This window comes from Streptomyces marispadix (genome assembly GCF_022524345.1).
Classification (GTDB): domain Bacteria; phylum Actinomycetota; class Actinomycetes; order Streptomycetales; family Streptomycetaceae; genus Streptomyces; species Streptomyces marispadix.
In genome coordinates, this window is sequence record NZ_JAKWJU010000002.1 from 2,760,835 (window position 1) to 2,782,579 (window position 21,745).

The 21,745-nt window shown below is 72.2% G+C and carries 19 protein-coding genes; 14 read left to right on the plus strand and 5 right to left on the minus strand.

All coding sequences use genetic code 11. The annotated features are described in order from the left end of the window. The first annotated feature begins 61 nt into the window (after positions 1-61). A complete protein-coding gene (locus tag MMA15_RS11405) occupies positions 62-1,072 on the plus strand; it encodes a LacI family DNA-binding transcriptional regulator (protein ID WP_241058992.1) in 1,011 nt (336 codons plus the stop codon). Positions 1,073-1,241: 169 nt separating this feature from the next. Beyond that, positions 1,242-2,033 (plus strand): VOC family protein, encoded by a 792-nt coding sequence (locus MMA15_RS11410; protein ID WP_241058994.1) that lies wholly within the window; start codon positions 1,242-1,244, stop codon positions 2,031-2,033. A gap of 168 nt (positions 2,034-2,201) precedes the next feature. On the opposite strand, the gene MMA15_RS11415 is transcribed toward MMA15_RS11410, so the two are convergent. Beyond that, positions 2,202-2,915: a copper homeostasis protein CutC gene (locus MMA15_RS11415; RefSeq protein WP_241058996.1), complete on the minus strand. Its 714-nt coding sequence runs from the start codon at positions 2,913-2,915 to the stop codon at positions 2,202-2,204. 69 nt (positions 2,916-2,984) lie between these two features. Between MMA15_RS11415 and MMA15_RS11420 the strand changes: the two genes are divergently transcribed. From MMA15_RS11420 to MMA15_RS11435, 4 genes are all read left to right on the plus strand, one after another. Next, complete coding sequence (locus MMA15_RS11420) at positions 2,985-3,839, plus strand: HD domain-containing protein (protein WP_372498228.1); 855 nt, start codon at positions 2,985-2,987, stop codon at positions 3,837-3,839. A gap of 194 nt (positions 3,840-4,033) precedes the next feature. Then, a complete protein-coding gene (locus tag MMA15_RS11425) occupies positions 4,034-4,654 on the plus strand; it encodes an RNA polymerase sigma factor (protein WP_241058998.1) in 621 nt (206 codons plus the stop codon). Further along, entirely contained in the window at positions 4,644-5,324 is a 681-nt protein-coding gene (locus MMA15_RS11430) for a hypothetical protein (protein WP_241059000.1), read from the plus strand. Before MMA15_RS11425 ends, MMA15_RS11430 begins: the two co-directional genes overlap by 11 nt. A 447-nt stretch (positions 5,325-5,771) precedes the next feature. Continuing rightward, positions 5,772-6,335 carry a TIGR03086 family metal-binding protein gene (locus MMA15_RS11435; protein WP_241059002.1) on the plus strand — a complete coding sequence of 188 codons (564 nt, stop codon included), beginning with the start codon at positions 5,772-5,774 and terminating at the stop codon, positions 6,333-6,335. A gap of 114 nt (positions 6,336-6,449) precedes the next feature. On the opposite strand, the gene MMA15_RS11440 is transcribed toward MMA15_RS11435, so the two are convergent. After that, on the minus strand, positions 6,450-6,728 hold the full coding sequence (locus MMA15_RS11440) for a DUF4031 domain-containing protein (RefSeq protein ID WP_241059004.1): 279 nt from the start codon (positions 6,726-6,728) through the stop codon (positions 6,450-6,452). A gap of 214 nt (positions 6,729-6,942) precedes the next feature. After that, entirely contained in the window at positions 6,943-7,299 is a 357-nt protein-coding gene (locus MMA15_RS11445; protein WP_241059006.1) for a DUF8819 family protein, read from the minus strand. Positions 7,300-7,519: 220 nt separating this feature from the next. Here MMA15_RS11445 and MMA15_RS11450 point away from each other — a divergent pair, with 220 nt between their 5' ends. From MMA15_RS11450 to MMA15_RS11460, 3 genes are all read left to right on the plus strand, one after another. Further along, positions 7,520-8,587 carry a MurR/RpiR family transcriptional regulator gene (locus MMA15_RS11450; protein ID WP_372498229.1) on the plus strand — a complete coding sequence of 356 codons (1,068 nt, stop codon included), beginning with the start codon at positions 7,520-7,522 and terminating at the stop codon, positions 8,585-8,587. Positions 8,588-9,115: 528 nt separating this feature from the next. Next, complete coding sequence (gene murQ / locus MMA15_RS11455) at positions 9,116-10,072, plus strand: N-acetylmuramic acid 6-phosphate etherase (protein WP_241059016.1); 957 nt, start codon at positions 9,116-9,118, stop codon at positions 10,070-10,072. A 101-nt stretch (positions 10,073-10,173) separates the two neighbouring features. Further along, positions 10,174-11,955 carry a PTS transporter subunit EIIC gene (locus tag MMA15_RS11460; RefSeq protein WP_241059023.1) on the plus strand — a complete coding sequence of 594 codons (1,782 nt, stop codon included), beginning with the start codon at positions 10,174-10,176 and terminating at the stop codon, positions 11,953-11,955. Between the two features lie 110 nt (positions 11,956-12,065). Here MMA15_RS11460 and MMA15_RS11465 read toward each other — a convergent pair whose 3' ends face one another. Then, entirely contained in the window at positions 12,066-12,728 is a 663-nt protein-coding gene (locus MMA15_RS11465) for a TetR/AcrR family transcriptional regulator (protein ID WP_241059025.1), read from the minus strand. Positions 12,729-12,918: 190 nt separating this feature from the next. Between MMA15_RS11465 and MMA15_RS11470 the strand changes: the two genes are divergently transcribed. Together MMA15_RS11470 and MMA15_RS11475 are read left to right on the plus strand one after the other, a co-directional pair. Then, positions 12,919-13,872: a Vgb family protein gene (locus MMA15_RS11470; protein ID WP_241059027.1), complete on the plus strand. Its 954-nt coding sequence runs from the start codon at positions 12,919-12,921 to the stop codon at positions 13,870-13,872. A 258-nt stretch (positions 13,873-14,130) separates the two neighbouring features. Continuing rightward, positions 14,131-15,372 (plus strand): MFS transporter, encoded by a 1,242-nt coding sequence (locus tag MMA15_RS11475; protein ID WP_241059029.1) that lies wholly within the window; start codon positions 14,131-14,133, stop codon positions 15,370-15,372. A gap of 74 nt (positions 15,373-15,446) precedes the next feature. Here MMA15_RS11475 and MMA15_RS11480 read toward each other — a convergent pair whose 3' ends face one another. Beyond that, positions 15,447-16,781 carry an MFS transporter gene (locus MMA15_RS11480; RefSeq protein ID WP_241059031.1) on the minus strand — a complete coding sequence of 445 codons (1,335 nt, stop codon included), beginning with the start codon at positions 16,779-16,781 and terminating at the stop codon, positions 15,447-15,449. 521 nt (positions 16,782-17,302) lie between these two features. On the opposite strand from MMA15_RS11480, the gene MMA15_RS11485 reads away from it, so the two are divergent. The 3 genes from MMA15_RS11485 to secD all read left to right on the plus strand — a co-directional run bounded on the left by MMA15_RS11485 (position 17,303) and on the right by secD (position 21,649). Further along, on the plus strand, positions 17,303-18,088 hold the full coding sequence (locus tag MMA15_RS11485) for an IclR family transcriptional regulator (protein ID WP_241059033.1): 786 nt from the start codon (positions 17,303-17,305) through the stop codon (positions 18,086-18,088). A 249-nt stretch (positions 18,089-18,337) separates the two neighbouring features. After that, positions 18,338-18,895 (plus strand): hypothetical protein, encoded by a 558-nt coding sequence (locus tag MMA15_RS11490; protein ID WP_241059034.1) that lies wholly within the window; start codon positions 18,338-18,340, stop codon positions 18,893-18,895. A 270-nt stretch (positions 18,896-19,165) separates the two neighbouring features. Further along, the gene (secD, locus tag MMA15_RS11495) at positions 19,166-21,649 is read left to right on the plus strand and encodes a protein translocase subunit SecD (RefSeq protein ID WP_241059041.1); all 2,484 of its coding nucleotides are present in this window, start codon (positions 19,166-19,168) and stop codon (positions 21,647-21,649) included. The last annotated feature ends 96 nt before the right edge of the window (positions 21,650-21,745 follow it).

The following is a 21,745-nucleotide window of genomic DNA, read 5'->3' on the forward strand; positions in this document are numbered from 1 at the left end:
GTGTCAAGAGGTTGGGCACAGCGGCTCCCACCAGCCGGTGCGCAGCGTGTAAGGAGTCCCGGTGGCAAACATCAGCGATGTGGCACGTACCGCCGGAGTCTCTCCCGCGACCGTCTCCCGGGTCTTCAACGGCGGCCGGGTCACCGCCGAACGCGCCGAGCGCGTCCGCAAGGCAGCCGCCGAACTCGGCTTCTCCCCGAACCGCGTGGCCCGCTCGCTGCGCATGCAGCGCGCCAGCGTCATCGGCCTGCTCATCCCGGACATCGAGAACCCGTTCTTCACCTCCCTCGCCCGCGGCGTCGAGGACTCCGCCCAGCGCACCAACCTCTCGGTGGTGCTGTGCAACACCGACGAGGACGTGGAGAAGGAGCGCCGCTACCTCGACATAGCCCTGGCGGAACAGATGGCGGGCGTGATCGTGGCCGCCGCCTCCCGCAAGCGCACCGACCTCTCGGCGCTCACCGCCCGCGGCATGCCCGTCGTGGCCGTCGACCGCCGTCCACGCGCCGCCGCCGTCGACGCCGTGATGGTCGACAACCAGCACGGCGGCGAGGACGCCACCGCCCATCTGCTCGAACGCGGCTACCGCCGGGTCGCCTGCATCACCGGGCCCGCAGGCGCCTCCACCTCCGAGGACCGGCTCGCGGGATACCGAGCGGCGATGCACGAGGCCGGCGTCCCCGACGACTGGACCCGCGCCCACACCAGGCACGCCGACTTCCGCGTCGACGGAGGGTACGCGGCCATGCGCGAACTGCTCGCCCTGCGTACGCCGCCGGACGCCGTGTTCGTCGCCAACAACCTGATGACCGTGGGCGCGCTCCAGGCCCTGCGCGAAGCGGGCATCGAGCCCCCGGAGTTCGGCGTCCTCTCCTTCGGCGACGTTCCGTGGGCCTCCCTGGTCAGGCCGCCCCTGACCACCGTCCAGCTTCCCTCGTACGACCTGGGCGCCTCGGCGGCGGCACTGTTGCAGGACCGACTGGCGGGCTCGGACAAGCCGCTCCAGACGGTGGTGCTGCGCACCGTGCTCCAGCCCCGCGAGAGCACGCGGGGGCCGGACGGGGCGGGCTGACCGGGCGGCGCGTGCGGGGCTGACCGGGCCCGGCCGGGCCTGGCGCTGCGGCGCCGGTCGAGGCGGCGGCGCTGCACGGGGCTGTGGGCGGCCCGACCTCACTCGACGAGCGATTGTCGGTGCGCGGTGGGAGCCTGATTCGTGTCAGGGACCTCCGAAGGGAATCGCCATGATCACCACTGACTACTCCGTGGGCTCCCCCTGCTGGCTCGATCTCGGCGTGCGCGACTCGGCTGCCGCGAAGAGCTTCTACGGCGGGGTCTTCGGCTGGACGTTCCAGCCGTTCGGATCGGGTGAGGAGGAGTTCGGCCTCTTCAAGTCCGACGGCAGATCCGTGGCCGCTCTCGGACCGCTCGACGAGGGCGCCCGCTCGGCCTGGATGATCTACTTCAGCACCCCCGACCTCGACGCGGCCTCCAAGAGCATCCGCCAGGCGGGAGGCACGGTCCGCGTAGAGCCCTTCGACGTCAACGACCAAGGGCGGATGGCCCAGTTCACCGATCCGCAGGGCGCCCAGTTCGCGGCCTGGCAGGCGGGCAAGACTTCGGGTCTGGAGGTCGTGGACGAGCCGAACTCACTGATGTGGGTCGAGCTGTACACCACCGACTCAGCCCGTGCGAAGGAGTTCTACAAGGGGCTCTACGGCTGGGAGTTCACGGACATGCCGATGCCCGGCGACCAGGGCGGCACCTACACGATCCTCGGCCCCTCCGGCGCTCCCCAGGAGCGTATGCACGGCGGCCTGATGGAGGTCCCGTCCGAGGCCCTCGCCCTGGCGGGCGGCCAGCCGTTCTGGCACCCGGTCTTCCACACCACCGACTGCGACGCGACGATCGCCAAGGTGAACGAGCTGGGCGGCAACGTGGTCATGGGCCCGGAGGACGCGGAGGGCGTGGGACGCATGGCGGTCTGCCTCGACCCGTTCGGCGCGGACTTCGTGGTGCTGACGCCGTCCATGTGACGGGACGGTTCCGGCGGTCACGGGCCACCCCGCTCCGCGCTTGGCCGCTACGGCTACGGCTACGGCTAGCAACTCGCGCCCGGGGGCGGGGTGTTGCACCTGGGCCGCGGGTGCCGTCCGTACGGTCGAGCACGCACGCACTTCCGGGCGCGGGCCCTGCCCGCCCCCTCACGCATCCAGCGCCTCGCGCCACTCCCTCACCAGGCGGGCGTCGGCCGGGCCGGACCAGCCGGTGGGGCGGGCCGCCGTGCCGATGTGGAAGGCGGTGACGCCTGCCTCCGCGAGTGGTGCGACATGTTGCAGTCGGAGGCCGCCGCCCGCGACGACCGTGGGGCCGTGGCCCGGTTCGGCCGCGGCGGACCGGGCGGCCTCCGAGCGCAGCACGTCCAGGCCCTCGTCGACTCCCGCCGGCGATCCGGCGGTCAGATATGCGTCCGGCCCGTGGCCCGGCTCCGCGAACTCCGTCAGCGCCTCACGGAGTCGGGCGCGGTCCGCCGCGTGGTCGACGGCCCGGTGGAAGGTCCAGGGGCAGGGGCCGATGACGTCGGTGAGGGCGGTGATCGCATGCAGGTCCGGGTGGCCCTCGGCGTCGAGGAATCCCAGTACGAACTCGTCGGCGCCCTCGGCACGCAGGGCCCGCGCCTGTGCGCGGAGCACGTCGAGCGCGGCATCGTCGCCCACCGTGAATCCGGCGTTCCCGCGCAGCATGACCCGTACCGGAAGGTCAACCGCGGCGCGGACGCGGGCGAAGGTCTCGCGCGGCGGGGTCAGGCCGTCGGCGGCCATGTCGGTGACCAGTTCGAGGCGGTCGGCCCCTCCCGCGTGTGCCGCCCGTGCGTCGTCCGCGTCGAGGGCGATCACCTCGAGAATTGGTCTAGACATGTATGTACTCTGTCACACGGTGCCCCGCACCGGAAGTCGGCACCGCCGCCCAGGTGCACAATCGCCGTCATGGCGACAAACGACGAATCCGGAGCCGGAAGCACCGAATCCGCCGAGGGCCCCAAAGGGCCGACGGAGCCCGACAGGCCCGGCCAGCCTGGGACTTGGGGCCCCGGAGCCACCCGTCCCGGTATCGATCCCGGCGTCGGTCCCGGTTCCGGTCCCGGGGCCGCCGGCCCGCGTGGCGACTCCGGCAGCGAGACCCGCGACAAGACCCGCGACCGCCTGCTCTCACGCTGGAACGCGCTCCTCGTCAGCGCCCGCGGAGGCGAGCCGGACCCCGATCCCGCCCCCTACGGACGGAACCTGATCGAGCGATGGTCGGAACCGCAGCGCCGCTACCACACCGTCGACCATCTCCTGGACGTGCTCAACCGCGTCGACGAGCTCGCCCCGCACACCCCCGGGGCCGACATCGATGCCGTACTGCTCGCGGCCTGGTTCCACGACGCCGTCTACCGGCCTGACCGCAGCGAGAACGAGGAGCGCAGCGCCGCCCTCGCCGAGCGCGCCCTGCCCGAGGCCGGAGTGCCCCGGTCCCTCACGGACGAGGCGGCCCGGCTGGTGCGGCTCACCGTCGACCACGATCCGGACGAGGGCGACGTCAACGGGGAGCTGCTGTGCGACGCCGATCTGGCGGTGCTGGCCGGATCGCCGGGCGAGTACGCGCAGTACGCTGCCGCGGTGCGCCAGGAGTACGGCTTCGTGCCCGACGGTCCCTTCCTGGAAGGGCGCGCCGAGGTACTTCGTCAACTCCTGGGCCTGCCAAGGCTGTTCCGTACCCCGTACGGACGGGAACGGTGGGAGCATGTGGCCCGGCGCAACATGGAGACCGAGATGGAACTGCTCGTCACCGGGGATTGACGGGCAACGGACTTGCGACCGGCCGATGTTGCTGGGCAATCTGAACTGCCAGCTTGGCCCGGTCCATGCCGAACCCCCACGGCCGAGAACGACGTGCAGGCGTACCGGCGCAGCGACGGTCACTCAGCGACGCACGCCGCACCACATCTCCACATCAGCCAAGAGGCCACTCACCAAAGAGGATCGCAGGCCACGTGGTCACTTCTTCCACCACCACCGGCAAGGACTCGGGCTCGCCCGACCCGTCGTTCGACGAGGTCTTCTGCGAGCTGCTGCACCGGCTCTACCGGCGGGCCGCCATGCTCTCCGGGACACGGCAGTCAGCGGAGGACGCCGTGCACGAGGTCTACCTCAAACTGGCCGCGCGCCCCGAGAACTTCCTCGCCCATCCAGAGCCGTACGCATACGCCTTCGCCTCGCTGCTGAGCGTCGTACGCGACAACTGGCGCAAGGAGCGGCGCCAAGTGCTCGTCGCCGACGTCGAGTTCGCGGGTGACGGGGCCGGTGCCGGCGGCGGCAGGGCGGGCACGGCTGGCGGCGGAGCGCCTCCGCCGGGTGCGCAGTGGGACGACGGTGGCCTGGAGCGCAGGGCCTCGGAGATCGAAACCGTCCGTCTTCTACGGCAGTTGACCGTGCGGCAGGCCGGTGTGGTCGTACTCGTCGACCTGGACGGCTACACGATCGACCAGGCCGCGAAGATTCTCGGCCTGCACCGTGGCACCGTGGCGCTGACCCGCAGGCGTGCGCTGGACAAGCTACGGGGATCGCTGCGCCAGCGGTCCGGCCGCCGGGGAGGAGAACGCCATGCGTGCTGAGCGACGCGAGGAGACGGCCGCGGCCCTCCGGGAGCGACTGCGGGCGGCCGACGCGATGATCGACGTACCGGACGGCCTGTGGGAGCGGGTGCGCGAGCCCCGCCGGGACGTCACGCCGGTCACCGCGCACGCGGGCGGCGAATCACGGCTGCGCCGGCGCCCGCTGCCGATGGCGGTGATCGCCGTGGCGGCTGCGGCGGTCGCCCTCGTCCTGTGCGGTACGTGGTGGCTGGTCGCGCCCTCCATCGGGCCCGGGACCGTTCAGGGAGCGGCGGCCGACCCGTCCTCGGGGAGTTCGGACGCGCAGAAGGACTCGGGGCCGATCACGCTGCGGGTCCACAACGTCGAGAAGGCATGCCAGAAGCTGCGCACCCTGGAGTGCGCGCTGCGGGTCGCGAGAAGCCCGTACGAGCCGTACGCGGACCCCGGCAACTCGGCGGGCCGTACCTGGCACGGCGACAAGCTGACCGCGACATGCGTGGTCACCGACGGCCAGCTCGTCACGGACGAGAAGGGCGTCTCGTCGCGTCGCTGGTACCGGGTCGAGAAGGCCGGTGGCGGTGGCGGCGGCAAGGGCTTCGAGGGCTGGCTGCCGGGCGTGCGCACGCGCAACTCGACCGAGGTACGGCTGTGTTCGGGCGACGAGAGACCCCCGGGGTACGGGAGCTGAGCACGTACGGGAGCACACGTACTCGGCGGCACCTGCGCCGGGGCACGTACGGGAGGCAACCAGGCGGGGGCACGTACGGAACCCGGCGCACGCGGACCGGGTTTGCGCCCGGCCGAGCCGGACGGCCGGAATCGGTCCGGCGGGCGGCCCGCACACGAGACACGACGGCGCGGGACCGCGGCGCGGTGTCGGGACGCCGGGCGGGTGCGGCGTGGCCGTGATCCGTACGACGGTGCTGGCCACGTCACCCGCCACGGGCGCCCCGGCACTCCCCCGAGTGCGCGCGGCACGTGATCCGCGCTGTCCGTCCTGCCCCGTGGACCAGGACACCCGGTACACGCACGGGGACGCCCCCGCGTATGACATCCGTCATTGAGAGCTGCGTCACACTCCACGGCGTCGCATTCCTCTCGTGCGCCGGGCGGCCGACGGGCCCACGATTGACCCATGGAACTGATCGACGCCTTCGAGACGGCCTTCAAGGAATGGGACCGGCTGGTGCACGAGGTCGGCGAGCAGCAGTGGGACGACCCCACCCCGTGCACCGACTGGAACGTACGGGACCTGGTCAACCACCTCGTCAGCGAACACCTTTGGGCACCCCATCTGCTGAACGGCGAGACCCTCGACGAGGTCGGCGACCGCTACGACGGCGACGTCGTCGGCGACGCACCGGTCGCGGTGTGGGAAGAGGCAGCAAGCGGCTCACGCTCCGCCTTTCACCGGAAGGGGGCGCTCCGCGGCGATGTCCACGTCACCGGCGGCAAGACCCCGGCCGAGGAGTACGCCTGGCAGATGACGACCGACCTGACCGTGCACGGCTGGGACCTCGCACAGGCCGTCGGCGTACGGTCCCGGATGCCCGACGAACTCGCGGACGCGGTCTACGACCACATCGCGCCGCAGGCCGGGAGCTGGCACGAGGCGGGGATCTTCGATCCGCCGGTGCCCGTGCCCGACGACGCGGTGCCGCAGGACCGCTTGGTGGCGCTGCTCGGACGGCGTCCCTGACGGAACACCCCGCCGGTCGCCCGTGCCTGTTCCTGGGCCTGTGCCCGTGCCCGTGCCTGTGCCGGTCTCCGGTGCAGCCGTACCGCCAACGCGCGTACGCCCGGCGGCCGTCCGTCAGCCGCCCGGCGAAGGCCCGCGCCTCCTGGGCCTTCGCAGGCCCGCGTCCGTGAGGCGGCGCAGCAGCTCCTTGGAGCCGACCTCCACGGCACCGGCCGAGACGGCCGCCGCGTAGCGGGCGCTCGGGACGTCGTAGTGGTCGCGGTCGAAGGCGCGGCGCGGACAGCCGATCGCCGCCGCGAAGGTGTGCAGCTCGTCGAACGAGACGTCGCTGACCAGGTGCGACCACAGCCGCCCGTCGCCCGGCCAGACGGGCGGATCTATATAGACGGTCACAGCTCCACACCCCGGGGTGCCGCCCATGCGCACGCCCCGACTACGGGCGTCCCCACTCCGGGCGCCTCGTTCCGGGCGCCCCCGGCTTCGCACGCCCCGACTACGGGCGCCGCGCCGGGCGTTGATCCCGCCCGTGCGTCCGCCCGTACGTTCACCAGCACGTCCGCCTGCGCGCACGTACGCACACCCGTGAGCCGCGGGACCTCCCGCTCGCTCAGAGGCACTTGCTCAGCGCTCCCACGCGGGCGACCGACGTGGTGGTCTTGCTGCACACCCAGTGCGGGTCCTCGCCCAGCGGAGGCTCGACCTCCAGCGCGTGCGGATCGGAGCCGAGGCATACGGGGCACAGCGGCCAGCGTCCGTAACGGTCGAGCAGGGCGTCCTGCACGTCCTGCGCTATCAGACCGTTCACGAAGGCGATGCCCTCGGGCCACTGCTCGACCCACCACCTGCGGTGGGAGACCGCCTCCTCCACGAGCGAGACCACGTCCGCCTCGGCCACCTTGCCCGCCTCCAGGTCGGCGAGTACGAGAGCCCGGGCCGTGTGAAGTGTCTGCTCAAGCTGGTCCATGTCTCCATTGCACCAAACAGCCGGTGACGGGTGCGGCGGTCTCGGCCACCCGCTGCGTACTACCGGCGTACGCCCCGAGGCCCGGCGTACGACAGCGCGCGAACCCCCGCGGACACCCCGCAGGGCAGGCGGAGATCGGGAAAAGGAGCGGCAGAGGATTCATGACGGACCCGTGCCCGTGGCTCTTGACGGGGACACGACGGGAAAATACCTTCCACCGATGACCACGTACCTGAAGGAAAGTTTCGCCAGAAACAACAGGGCGCACACCAGACCAGGCGGTGCCAACGCCGCCGGGAACACTCCCCACGGGGGCTCGCCCCACCCCACCGGCAGCCGCGGAAGCGGTGCCGCAGCCCAGCCGGCCGCCCGCCCGGCCGCTCGTCCCGCACCCGCGGGAAGGCCCGGCCCGCCCGGACCGGGCGCACTCGCCGCCAAGGTGCGCACCATGGCCCCTTCGATGACGCGTTCCATGCAGCGGGTCGCCGAGACCGTCGCGGGAGACCCCGCCGGATGCGCACAGCTCACCGTCACCGGCCTCGCGGAACGCACCGGCACCAGCGAGGCCACCGTCGTACGGACCTCACGGCTGCTGGGCTATCCCGGATACCGGGATCTGCGCCTCGCGCTCGCGGGGCTCGCCGCCCAGCAGGAGTCCGGCGCCGCGCCGTCGGTCACCGCCGACATCGCGGTCGACGACCCGATAGCCGACGTGGTGGCCAAGCTGGCGCACGACGAGCGGCAGACCCTCGCCGACACCGCGGCGGGCCTGGACACCGTGCAGTTGGAGGCGGCCGTTACGGCCCTGGTCGGCGCGCGCCGCGTCGACGTATACGGAGTCGGCGCCTCCGGCCTCGTCAGCAAGGACCTCGCCCAGAAGCTGCTGCGCATCGGACACGTCGCACACGCGGAGGCCGATCCTCATCTGGCCGTCACCACGGCGGTGCAGCTCGGCGCGGGCGATGTGGCGATCGCCATCACCCACTCGGGCCGTACGGTCGACGTGATCGAACCGCTGCGCGCGGCCTTCGACCAGGGCGCGACCACGATCGCGATCACGGGCCGCTCGGACGGTGAGATCGCGCAGTACGCCGATCATGTGCTGACGACGTCCACGGCGCGCGAGAGCGAGCTGCGGCCCGCCGCGATGTCGAGCCGTACGAGTCAACTGCTCGTCGTCGACTGCCTGTTCATCGGCGTCGCACAGCGTACGTACGAAAGCACGGCGCCCGCGCTCTCCGCCTCCTACGAGGCACTGGCGCACCGGCATTCGCCACGGCCACGCTGACGGCACCGGCTCGCGACGGCACACCGTGAGCAGCACGGCGGCGACGCGGGCGCACTGACCGGTACGGCACACGGCACACGGCACACGGCACGACACGTACGGCGCATGGCAGCACGGCACATGTGCGTTCCAGTCCCGGAACCCGGCCCGGGCTGGTTCGGCCCGTCGCCTTGCACCACCGGACGCGCAGGGCCGCCGTCGGCGGGGCCAGGCCGAGGGCTCCGGCCCGCCCATGTCCGGCAGTTCGTGCCCGTACAGGCCGTGTCTACGCGGTTGGTGCCCACGCAGTCCGTGCCCACGCAGTCCGCGCCCACCGGTCGCTCACGTGAGCCCTTGGCCGCATACGCACCCGCGCCGGTACCGAGCGCGGCCGTGTACCGACGCGACCGTTTCCGAGCCCGACCGTGTCCGAGCCGAGTACGTGCCCGTTATCCGCACCTGCATCCCAGTCTGGTCCGGAATACGATCCGAACCTGAGTCCGCATCCGCATCCGCGTCCGCGCGAGTCAGAAAGAGCCGCTCCTCCCCATGACCTCCACCGCCGACACACCCCACTCCTACAGCGAGCTGCGAGCACAGCTCGAGACGCTGACCACGGAGGCGTTCCGCAGCGAACTGTCCGAAATCGACCGGCTGCCCACGCTGGAGATCGCCCGGATCATGCAGGGCGAGGACGCCACCGTGCCCGGCGCCGTCGCCGCGCAGCTCCCGCAGATCGCCGCCGCCATCGACGCCACGGCCGAACGCATGGCCCGCGGCGGGCGGCTGATCTACGCGGGCGCGGGCACCGCGGGGCGCATGGGCGTGCTCGACGCCAGCGAGTGCCCGCCGACCTTCAACACCGACCCGTCCGACGTGCTCGGGCTCATCGCGGGCGGCCCCGGCGCGATGAGCAGATCCGTCGAAGGCGCCGAGGACAGCAAGGAACTGGCCTCCGCGGACCTCGACGCCCTCCAGCTCACGTCGGACGACACCGTGGTCGGCATCTCCGCGTCCGGACGCACCCCCTATGCGGTAGGAGCGGTCGAGTACGCACGCGGCACGCACGGCGCGCTCACCGTCGGCTTCTCCTGCAACGCCGACTCGCCGCTGGGGGACGCGGCCGATCTGCGCATCGAGGTCGTCGTGGGGCCCGAACTGCTCACCGGCTCGACGCGGTTGAAGGCCGGTACGGCTCAGAAGCTCGTCCTGAACATGCTGTCGACGATCACCATGATCCGTCTGGGCAAGACCTACGGGAACCTGATGGTCGACCTGCGGGCCAGCAACGAGAAGCTCCGGGCGCGTTCGCGGCGCATCGTCTCCCTCGCGACGGGCGCCTCCGACGACACGATCGAGGCCGCTCTCACCCAAGCGGGCGACGAGGTGAAGAACGCGATCCTGATCATCCTGGGCGGCGTGGACGGCCGTACGGCGGCCCGCCTGCTCGACGACGCGGACGGACATCTGCGGGCCGCGCTCCGCGCGGCGGCCGACGAGGGCTGACAGTGGATGCCAAGCGGCTGGCCGCCGCCGGCTGCTGCGGCTAGCTCGCTCGACCGCACCACGTTCCGGGTCCCCCGGACCGCCAGAGAGCGACCCCGCCGATGAGCACAGACAGCAACCGTCAGACCGCCGAGGCGCTGCTCCCCCTCGTAGGGGGCCCGCAGAACGTCCTCTCCGTCACCCACTGCATGACACGGATGCGGCTCGGCCTCGCCGACCGCGATCTCGTACAGGACGCGGCACTGCGGGCGCTGCCCGAGGTCGTGGGCGTCGTGGAGGACGACGACGCGTTCCAGATCGTCCTCGGTCCGGGGAAGGTCGCCCGGGTCACCGCCGAACTCCAGGCCCTTGCCCGTACGTTCGAAGCGGCGGACGGATCGGCGCCCGCCGGCGAGAGGGGCCCGGCCGCCCCCGGGAGCCAGGTCACCGCCGACGGCACGCGCCCTGCGGGGGACCCGCCCGTGAGCCCCGTCACCGCCGGTGAACTCGCCGAGCGCGGCGCCGCCCTCCGGGCCGAGCGCAAGCGCCGCAACGCCACGCCGGTCAAGCGGATGCTGCGCCGCGTCGCCAACATCTTCGTCCCGCTGATCCCCGCGCTCATCGGCTGCGGCATCGTCGCCGGTCTCAACGGCATCCTGACCAACCTCGTCAGCAGCGGCAGCGCCCCCTGGGCCGCGGGGATCGTGCCCGCGCTGACGGCGGTCTCCACCGGGTTCATGTCGCTCATCGCGGTCTTCGTCGGCATCAACACGGCCGCGGAGTTCGGCGGTACGCCCGTACTGGGCGGCGCGGCGGCGGCCGTCATCGTCTTCGCGGGCGTCTCGAAGGTGTCCGCGTTCGGGGAGAAACTCGCCCCCGGGCAGGGCGGCGTGCTCGGCGCGCTCTTCGCGGCACTGCTCGCGGTCTACGTGGAGAAGTGGTGCCGTCGCAGGGTGCCCGAGGCCGTCGACGTGCTGGTGACGCCCACCGTCACCGTGCTCGTCTCGGGCCTGGTCACTCTCTTCGGGCTGATGTACGTCTGCGGTCTGGTCTCCACCGGGATCGGCCACTTCGCCGACTGGCTGCTGCTGCACGGCGGAGGCGTCGCCGGGTTCGTGCTCGGCGGGCTCTTCCTGCCCCTGGTGATGCTCGGCCTGCACCAGGCGCTCATCCCCATCCACACCACGCTGATCGAGCAGGACGGCTTCACGGTGCTGCTTCCCGTGCTCGCGATGGCGGGCGCGGGCCAGGTCGGCGCGGCACTCGCCGTCTACGTCAGGCTGCGCCGCAACACCTCCATCCGCAGGACCATCAAGTCGGCGCTTCCGGCGGGGGTGATGGGCGTGGGCGAGCCGCTGATCTACGGGGTGTCGCTGCCGCTCGGCAGGCCGTTCGTCACGGCGTGCGTGGGCGGGGCGGTCGGCGGCGGCACGGTCGGGCTCTTCCACCAGCTCGGCACATCCGTCGGCTCCACCGCGATCGGCCCGTCCGGCTGGGCGCTCTTCCCGCTGCTCAAGGGGAATCAGGGGCTCGGCGCCGTCGCGGCCGTCTACGGGCTGGGGATGGCGACGGGCTATCTCGCCGGGTTCGTGCTGACGTACTTCTTCGGCTTCAGCAGGCAGATGCTCACGGAGCTGAACGTGGCGCCGGAGACGGAGACCGCCGTCGCGGGTGCCGGGGCGGTCGCAGGCGCACGTGCCGGTGCCGGTTCCGGTGCCGAGACAGGCGTGGGAACCGCGAGCGCGCCCTCAGCCGGGAGCACGGTGGTCGCCTCGGGCACGCCACGCACAAGGCGGGAGGACGGGCCCCGGGACGCCACCGGAACGCGGGCCGCCCCGGACGAGCCGGACGAGGACGACGAGGGCGGTGGCGGCGGGGAGCCCAGACAGCCGGTCGGCGTCTGAGCCGTGTGGCGAGCGGACTCGCCCCCCGCGAACACCCGCCTGCAGGCTGCCGGTTGCCGCGCCCGTCCGCTCTCCCGGCCCTGTTCCCGCCCGCCGCCGTTCCCGTACCCCTATGTCTCCGCAGCGCCGTCCGCGCGTATGAACACCCCCGCGCGGGCGGCGGCATGAGCGGCGTCCGCGGCCCGCACCGCGACTTCCGCGTCGGCCGGTTCCCCGGAGATGAACAGCCGGTAGTAGAGCGGCGCGACGGCCGCGCGCACGACCTCCCGCGCATCCGTGCCCTCGGGCAACTCCCCGCGTTCCACCGCACGTTCGACGACGGGAGCCGCCTGACGGTGACGCCCGGCCAGAAAGCCGTGGAGGGCGCGGGCGGTCGCCGGATCGTGAACTGCCGCCGACACCAGGGCTCTTGAGACTCTGCCCGCGTGCGGGTCCTCGAAGTGCGTGACCACGAGCGAGGTCAGTTCCCGCAGATCACCGAGTACGCCGCCGGTGTCGGGCACGGGCCACGGCTCGTCCGACGCGAGGTCGAGGGCGTCGGCGGCGAGCCCGGCCGCGTTTCTCCAGCGCCGGTAGACGGTCGTCCTGTGCACGCCGGATCTGGCGGCCACGCCCTCGATAGTCAGCCCGCCGTAACCCCGTTCGGCGATCTCCGCGAGCGTCGCCTCCCTGACGGCCGCGCGTGTACGTGCCGTACGGCCGCCGGGGCGGGTGCTGCCGTGCGCGCGAACGCCCCCGTCCTGTGGCTCTGTGCCGCCCGTCGCCTGGCCCAACCCGCGCCTCCGTAAACGGCGTTGCACCGTCACGTTCCCCGTGTCAGTCTCCCGTCGGCAGCTTAACGCAACACTGTCGCATTTAGCCCGGAACGGTCCCTGGGGCCCATCGGCCCGCAGACCCAACGGCACGTGATCCGTTGGCCCGTAGACCTACGAGGCCTTCCGACGTACGAGGGAGCACACCCGCATGACGAAGACGCTCGTCGTTGAAGAGATCGCGCTCACGGAGGGCGTCGACGCCGGTGCGGGTCCTTACGGCATCGACTCCGGCCCGGACGGCGCGATCTGGTTCACCCTCGTCCACGCCGGTGCGATCGGACGGCTGGAGCCGCGGAGCCGTGCGCAGAGCGTCCACCGGCTCGACGCCTCCGACAGCGGACCGACCGTCGTCACGCCCGGTCCGGACGGTGCGATGTGGTTCTGCCGTACGCACGATCACAGCATCGGGCGCATCGCGATGGACGGCAGTGCGCGCAGGTTCGTGCTGCCCGGCGCCGACTCCGCCCCGTACGGCATCACTTGGGGCCCGGATGATGCGCTGTGGTTCACCGAGACCACGGCGAACCGGGTCGGCCGCATCACCGTCGACGGCGAGGTGACCGGCTTCCCGCTGCCGATCGCCGGTGCCTTTCCGTCGGCGATCGCCGCGGGCGCCGACGGGGCGCTCTGGTGCACGCTCAATCAGGCCGACGCCGTCGCCCGCATCACGACGGCGGGCGAGATCACGTCCTTCCGGCTGCCGACGGAGGGCGCGGCACCGGTCGGGATCGCCGCGGAGGCGGGCGGCGTGGACGGCGGCAGCCGCGGGCACGAGGGCGGCGCGGGCGCCCTGTGGTTCGCCGAGATCGGGGCGGGAGCCGTCGGCCGTATCACCACCACCGGTGACATCACCGAATTCCCGCTGCCCGACCGGGAGTCGCGCCCGCACGCCGTGGCCGTCGACGCCACCGGCGCGTGCTGGTTCACGGAGTGGGCCACCGGACGCATCGGGCGCATCACCCCGGAAGGCGACGTCACGGAGGCGGCGCTGCCCTCGCCGTCCGCCGAGCCGCACGGTCTGACTCTCGGCCCGGACGGTGCCGTCTGGGCGGCGCTGGAGTCGGGAGCGCTGGCACGCGTGACCGTCGCCGGTGAGGAGTGACGTACGCGGGCACGCCTGAACGCGGGCACGCCTGAACGCGGGCACGCCTGAACGCGGGCACGCCTGAACGCGGGCACGCCTGAACGCGGGCACGCCTGAACGCGGGCACGCCTGAAGGCGGGTACGCCGGTACGCGGGTACACCGCCGTGGTGACACGCAGGCACGGCATCCGGAAACGACAGCGGCGCGGCGGGGACGAGGGGCGCCGAGCGGCCGACGTGGTTTCCCCGGGCCCCCGGCTGGCGGATCATGGGCGCATGGGTGTAGAGAGCAACGGCCACGGGGTGACCGAACGGCGGGCCGTCCCGAGGGCGTTGGCGTTCTGGCTGGTGGCAGCCGCCTTCACGACGACGATGCTCGGCACGACGCTGCCCACCCCGCTGTACGTCCTCTACCAGCGCGAGCTGCACTTCTCCACCCTCATGGTCACCGTCGTCTTCGCCACGTACGCGGTGGGCGTGCTGGCGGCGCTGCTGCTCTTCGGCCATGTGTCGGACGAAGTCGGCCGCAGGCGGACCCTGTTGCCCGGGCTGGCGCTGTCGGTCCTCAGCAGCGCCGTCTTCCTCGCGGCGGACGATCTGACGCTGCTCTTCGCCGGGCGGCTGCTGTCCGGGCTGTCGGCCGGGATCTTCACGGGGACCGCGACCGCGGCCCTGGTGGACCTCGCGGGAGGCCGCAGCACCGGACGGGGCAGCCTCGTCGCCACGGTCGTGCAGATGGGCGGGCTGGGCAGCGGGCCGCTGGTGGCGGGGGTGCTCGCCGAGTTCGAACCGGAGCCGCTGCTGCTGCCGTTCGCCGTCCACCTGGGGCTGCTCGTACCGGCGGTGGCCGGCGTGTGGTTCATGCCGGAACCGGTGGAGGGCGCCGTGCGCCGCCCCCGCCTGCGGGTGACGAAGCCGGGGGTCCCGCACGGAATGCGCGGCACCTTCGTACGGGCGGGCATCGCCGGATTCGCGGGCTTCGCGGTGCTGGGCCTGTTCACGGCCGTGTCACCGTCGTTCCTCGGGAAGCTGCTGGGGATCGAGGACTTCGCGCTCCAAGGCGCCGTCATCTTCACGGTGTTCGCGGCCTCGGCCGTCGGTCAGATCGCGCTGGTGCCGAAGTTCGGGGACACATCGCTGCCGCTGGGCTGCGCCGGGCTCGTCGTGGGGATGGGCCTGCTGACGGCCGGGTTCGCCGAGCTGTCCTTCGAACTGCTCGTCACGGGCGGGGTGATCGCGGGACTCGGGCAGGGCATGAGCTTCCGCGCCGGGCTCGCGGCCGTCAACGCGGAGGCCCCCGTCGAGCGGCGCGCCGACGTCGCGTCGACGTACTTCGTAGTGCTCTACGTGGCGCTGTCCCTGCCCGTGATCGGCGTGGGCGTGGCCGCCGACCTCGTGGGGCTGCGGGCGGCGGGGATCGCCTTCAGCGTGGTCGTGGCCGTGCTCGCGGGCTCGGTGCTCGTGGCGCTGCTGCGTGCGGGGCAGCGTACGGGCGGAGGGGAAGGGGCGCGCACCTGACGAGGCGCGGGGGCTCGACAGACGCGGCGGCCCGAACAGGCCCGGCGCGGGCGGGACTTGGAGCCGGGCGTCGCCTACGATCCGCCGGTCCCGCCGGTCCCGCCCGGCTCGTGTGCCGCGGGCGCTACGTCCACGAGACCTACGTCCGTATGCCGGGACTCCTCCGAGTACAGGAACGCCACGAGCGACACCGCCGCCGTAGCCGCCATGAAGGCCGCGACCAGCCAGGGGTCGCCGTCCGCGTAGCCCAGCAGCGCCGCCGCCACGAACGGCGAGAATCCGGCCAGCGCCGCGCCCGTCTCCCGTGACGCCGCGAAGCCCGTGTAGCGCACGCGGGCCCCGAACAGCTCGGCGTAGAAGACCGGTTGGACGGCGATCATCGGCGCCAGGCCCAGCGCCGTGGCCACGATCATCGCCAGCCAGATGACGACGGGCACCCCGGTGTCCAGCAGCAGGAAGAACGGATACGCGAACAGCCCGGTGAAGACCACGCTGAAGAGATTGAGCGGCCTGCGCCCGATCCGGTCCGACAGCGCTCCGTACAACGGCTGTAGTGCGATCACCACGAGCCCGAACGAGATGACGCCCGTCAGCGCGACCCACTTGGGCTGCCCGACCTCGCTCGTCAGATACGAGACGGAGAACGTCGCGTAGATGTACACCACCGAGGTGTCGCAGATGTGCGCGCCGACCCCCACCAGGAAGCTGCGCGGATGGCGCCGCAGCGCCTCTCGCACCGGCAGCTTCACGACCTCGCGGTTCTCCTGCATGCGGCGGAAGACGGGCGATTCGGCGACGCGCAGCCGCAGATAGAGCGATACGCCGATCAGCACGAAGCTGAAGAGGAACGGCAGCCGCCACCCCCAGGCGTTCAGGCTCGCCTCCGGAAGCATCCCCACGAAGAGGAAGACGACCATCCCCATGACGAGCCCGGCCTGCACGCCCGCCTGTGCGAACGAGGCGTAGTAGCCGCGGCGTTCGGCGGGCGCGTGCTCGGCGAGGAGGGTCGAGGCGCCGCCGAACTCGGCGCCCGCGCCCAGCCCTTGGCACACGCGCATCAGCGTGAGCAGTACGGGGGCCGCGACGCCGATCGACGCGTATGTGGGCAGCAGGCCGATCAGGCCCGTGGACAGGCCCATGACCAGCGTCGTCAGTACGAGCGTCGACCGCCTGCCGATGCGGTCGCCGAGCGCACCGAAGAGGAAGCCGCCGACGGGGCGGAAGACGAAGCCGACGCCGAAGGTCGCGAGGCCGACGAGGGTGCCGGCGGCGGGGTCGTCCTGGACGAAGAAGAGCTGGTTGAAGACGAGCACGACCGCCGTGCCGTAGATGAAGAAGTCGTACCACTCCAGCGCGGTGCCCACGACGGACGCCGTCACCACGCGCCGCAGCTCGCGGTCCGTGCGCATGGTGCGGGCCGCCTGCGGCGGACCGGAGACCGGCGCCGGAGGATCGCCGGGAGTCGTCCCGGCCGAGGTCGGGGACTCGGCCGGAGCGGGGGTCGTGGCCGGAGTCGGGGACTCGGCCGGAGTCGGGGTCGTGGCTGGATTCGGGTTCGTGGTCGGTGGTGGTTCCTCGGACATCGCCGTCTCGATTCATCCGTCCCTGCCGCCTGGGCCGCCACGGGCAGGCTCCGGCACGCCGCCTCCACCGCGTACGCGACGGCCGTCGACGGCTGCGGGGAGCCGTCGACAGCCCTCGGCCAGCGACAGTCATACTGCTCGACTGTCGTTCCGCACGGCGGAATCAGATTCCGGAAACCGGCCCGGGGTTCCGAGATGCTGCCACAGCCCCCCAAGGCTGTGAACCCGCGCGGCAGTGGCGGGAGTACGCCGAAGAGGCCCGTCCGACCGCCTGGCGCCGCCCCGCCGCCCGTCCTCGCTTTCCCGGACCGGAACGCCGCCGCGCCGCCGCTGCCTAGACTGGGCCGATGGCCAGCAATGGGCACCGCACGGCGGCGGACAAGACACTCGATGTGCTGGAGGCTCTGTCCGCGCACCGCACCGTCGCGGCGATCTCCGAGGCCACGTCGCTGCCCAAGCCCACCGTCCACCGGATTCTCCAGACGCTCGTGGAACGCGGCTTCGCCCGCTCGCTCGGCCGCGGCAGCTACGCGGGCGGCCCCCGCATCCTCACGCTCGTCGGCAGCCACCAGCGCGAAGGCGATCTCGCCGACCAGGCCCGGCCCGTATTGGAGGCGCTGCGCGAAGAGACGGACTGGACGGTCCACTTCGCGCTGCTCAGCGGCGACGAGGCCGTCTACGCCGCCAAGTTGGAGGCCGACAAGCCCTACCGGCTCGCCTCCCGTGTCGGCATGAGCCTCGCCCTGCACTCCACTTCCGTGGGCAAGTCCGTACTCGCCACACTCCCCGACGACTCCGTCCTCGCCCTCCTCAAACGCACGGGCATGCCCGTACATACGGAACATACGCGCACCGATCCGGAACAACTGCTGGCCGAACTCTCCTCGGTACGCGAACGCGGCTACGCCGAGGACCGCGAGGAGAACGAGACCGGCGTCGTCGCCGTGGGCGCACCCGTCTTCGACCACTCGGGGCTCGCGCTCGGCGGCATGAGCGCTGTCACCCTGAGCAACTTCGCGGACGAGTCGTCGCTGACCCGGCACGGGAAGGCCGTGGCCGCGGCGGCGGAACGCTTCTCACTCACCCTGGGCGCACCGGCACACCGCTGCACGCTCACCCCACGAGGGGCCTGAGGGCGAACGGATCGCCGGCGGTGGGGATCGCCGTCGGCGGAGGGCGCCGCCGGCGGGACATGGTCGTCTGAGGGCACGTGGTTGGCTGAGGGCACGTGGTTGATGGGCGCGTGCTTCTGGGGGAGGCTGTAGGACCGCGCCTTCCGGCATCCGACCGGTACGGGCGAGGGCGGGCGAGGTGAGGAGGGCACGGTGCTACGCCATGTACGCGCTGTGCGCCCTGCACGCCCTGTGCATATCGAGCGCCCTGTGCATCCCGAGCACCCTTCGCGCCAGTCGGTCGCCGATGGTGAACCGCCGCCCGCGCCCGCCCAGGCGCGTACGACGGCTCGGGCGCATGCGACCAGCCCGGCGGGTACGGCCGCGAGCCCGGCGTACTCACGTCGGCAGCGACGGCTGCCGGGCATCCTGCTCGCGGTACTGCTGGCAGTGTTCGGCGGCACCGCGGCCGTGCCGCAGCAGACGGCCGTGCCGCAGCAGACGTCGGCCGCCCCGGGCGCCTCGGGCATCTCAGCCGCCCGAGCCGCCCATGCGGTTCAACTCGCCTACTCCGGCGGGCAGTCGGCCAACCCGTACTCGACGGGCACGCACCACCAGCAGCCGCCGCAGCATCTCCATGGCGCGATCGCACACCCCGCGCACGCCGCCACTCACGCGCCTCTCCCGCTGCTTCCCGCCGTGGAGCAGTACACCCGTGAGCCCCGGCGCGGCTCCCTGCTGCCGCAGCGTCCACGGCTCGCCCCCGTTCAGCTCGCGCACCGTTCGCCCTGCCAGGGCCGCGCCCCTCCTGCCCGCACAGGCATCTGACAGTCGACGACCGACAACTCACGTCTGACGGACGACAAGCAGCAATTCACGGCTGACGGACGACGACTGACGGACGACGGACGACGGACGACGAATAACAACTGGCAGATGCCAACTGACAGATGACGGCTGACAGGTAACAACTGACGGCTGACAACTGACAGATATCCGACTTTGTCATCCCACGACACCGTTCCACGGTGTCGCATTCCCCCACGCCCACCCGCGCCCCTCCCGGGGCCAGGTGTGCCTGTGCAGGAGGCAATCCCCATGACTCGCGCCAACAGGGTGCGGGCGACGATCGCGCTTGCCGTGATGGCCCTCGCCGCGTTCCTCGCCGTGACCAAGCAGCCCCGCCTCGGCATCGACCTTCGAGGCGGTACCCAGATCGTCCTGGAGTCCCGCGACTCCGCGAGAACCGAAGCGACCCCGTCCACGACCGACGACACGATGGAGGTGCTGCGCCAGCGCGTCGACGCACTCGGGGTCGCCGAGCCCAGCCTCGTACGTTCCGGGGACGACCGCATCATCGTCGAACTCCCCGGCCTCCAGGACCCGAAGCAGGCCGCCGAAGTACTCGGCCGCACCGCCCAGCTCACCTTCCACCCCGTCGAGGGCGTCCCGGAACGGGCCCCAGAAACCGGCCGGGACGACGACCACGCCGACAAGGACCAGAAGAACGACGACAAGCCCGGCGACGACAAGCCCGGCGGTGCACGGGACGGCCACGATCCACAGGACACGGCCGACATCCCCCGCACCGATGAGTCGGGCCGCCCCGTGAAACTCGGCGGCACCGCCATGACCGGCGTGGAAGTTGAGTCCGCCAGGGCGGCGGTCGATCCGCAGCGCGGCTCCGGCTGGTTCGTCGACCTCGCCTTCCGCGACAAGGGCGAGCGGGAGTGGGCCGATCTGACCGGCAAGGCGGCCTGTTCCCCCGCGGGCGACCCGCAGCGCCGTGTGGCGATCGTCCTGGACGACAAGGTCATCTCGTCCCCGCAGGTCGACCCGTCCGTCTCCTGTCGGCACGGAATCTCCGGCGGCAGCACCCAGATCACCGGCGACTTCGGCGAGAAGGAGGCCAAGGAGCTGGCCACCCTGATCGAGGGCGGCGCACTGCCCGTCCCGGTCGAGGTGATCGAACATCACACCGTGGGCCCGACGCTGGGCGCCGACGCGATCGAGGCGAGCGCCTGGGCCGCGGCCACCGGAGTCCTCCTCACCTCCGGCTTCGTGATCTGCGTCTACCGGCTGTTCGGCGCGCTCACCGCCGTGGGTCTGCTCTGCTACGGGCTGATCTCGTACGCGGCGCTGCTGGCGTTCGGAGCGACGCTCACCCTCCCCGGCCTGGCCGGTTTCGTACTCGCGATCGGCATGGCGGTCGACGCGAACGTCCTGGTCTTCGAACGTGCCCGTGAGGAGTACGAGTACGCCGGGCGCGGCAGAAGCCTGCGCACCGCCGCGGCGAAGGGCTTCCGCGGCGCGTTCGGCGCGATCCTCGACTCCAACGTCACCACGCTGCTTGCCGCACTGCTGCTCTTCACTCTCGCCTCGGGGCCGGTACGCGGCTTCGGCGTGACGCTCTCGATCGGCGTGCTCGCCTCGATGATCAGCGCCCTCGTCGTCACGAGGTCGCTGGTGGACCTGACGGTCGCCCGGCGCTTCGTACGCGCCCGGCCGCGGCTCACGGGCCTGGCGGGACTGGGCCGCGTACGTACCCGGCTGACGAAGCGGAACCCGGACTGGATGCGGTACGGGAGGCGCTGGCTCGCGGTCTCGGGCGCGGCCGTCGTACTCGCGGTGTGCGGAATCGTGCTGCGCGGGCTGGACTTCGGGGTCGAGTTCACGGGCGGGAGGCTTGTGGAGTACTCGACGAGCCAGCCCGTGGACCCCGAGGCGGCGCGTTCCGCGCTCGCCGACGCGGGACTGCCGGACGCCGTCGTCCAGAACTCCGGCGGAGGCTCCGGAACCGGAGGCCCCGGTCACGGCGGCGGCGGCGAGATCACGGTGCGAGCCGAGAGCCTCACCGGCGCCCAGGAGGAGACCGTCCGCTCGACGCTGGCCGATCTCGGCGGCGGCACGGAGAAGGTACGCGACGAGCTGTTCGGCCCGAGCCTCGGCGACGAGCTGCGGCAGAACGCGCTGATCGCACTCGGGGTGGCGCTCGGGGCCCAACTGCTCTATCTGGCCTGCCGCTTCCGCTGGACGTTCGGCGCCTCCGCGGTGCTCGCGCTCGCCCATGACGCGGTGATCCTCGTCGGCGCCTTCGCCTGGCTGGGCAAGCCCGTGGACGGCGTCTTCCTCGCGGCGCTGCTGACCGTCATCGGCTACTCGGTCAACGACTCCGTCGTCATCTTCGACAGGGTCCGCTCCGAGTGGCGCGGCGAGGGCCATACGAAGGCGCACGGCGACGCGCGGGGCGGACGCCGCGGACGGAGGAAGTCCTTCCGCGACGTCGTCAACACCGCGGTCGTCCAGACCGTGCCGCGCACCCTCAACACGGGCATGGGCGCGCTGTTCATCATCGCGGCGCTCACACTGCTGGGCGGCGACTCGCTCGGCGACTTCGCGCTCGCCCTGCTCGTGGGCATCGCGGTGGGCTCGTACTCGTCGCTGTTCGTGGGCGCGCCCCTCGCCGTCGAGTTGGAGGCCCGTACGGGTACGCCGCCCCGCACGGCCCGGGGTCCCGCACCGCAGAAGCGCACGAAGCCCAGCACACGCCGCTCCCCGAACGACAACGGAGCCCGCGTGTAGGGAGGCCGGACAAAGGCCCGCCGACCGGATCGGCCTGATGAGGCCCTGCCGGACGGAACCCGCCCGAGCGGAGACCGCCCGACGTGAACCTCCGGG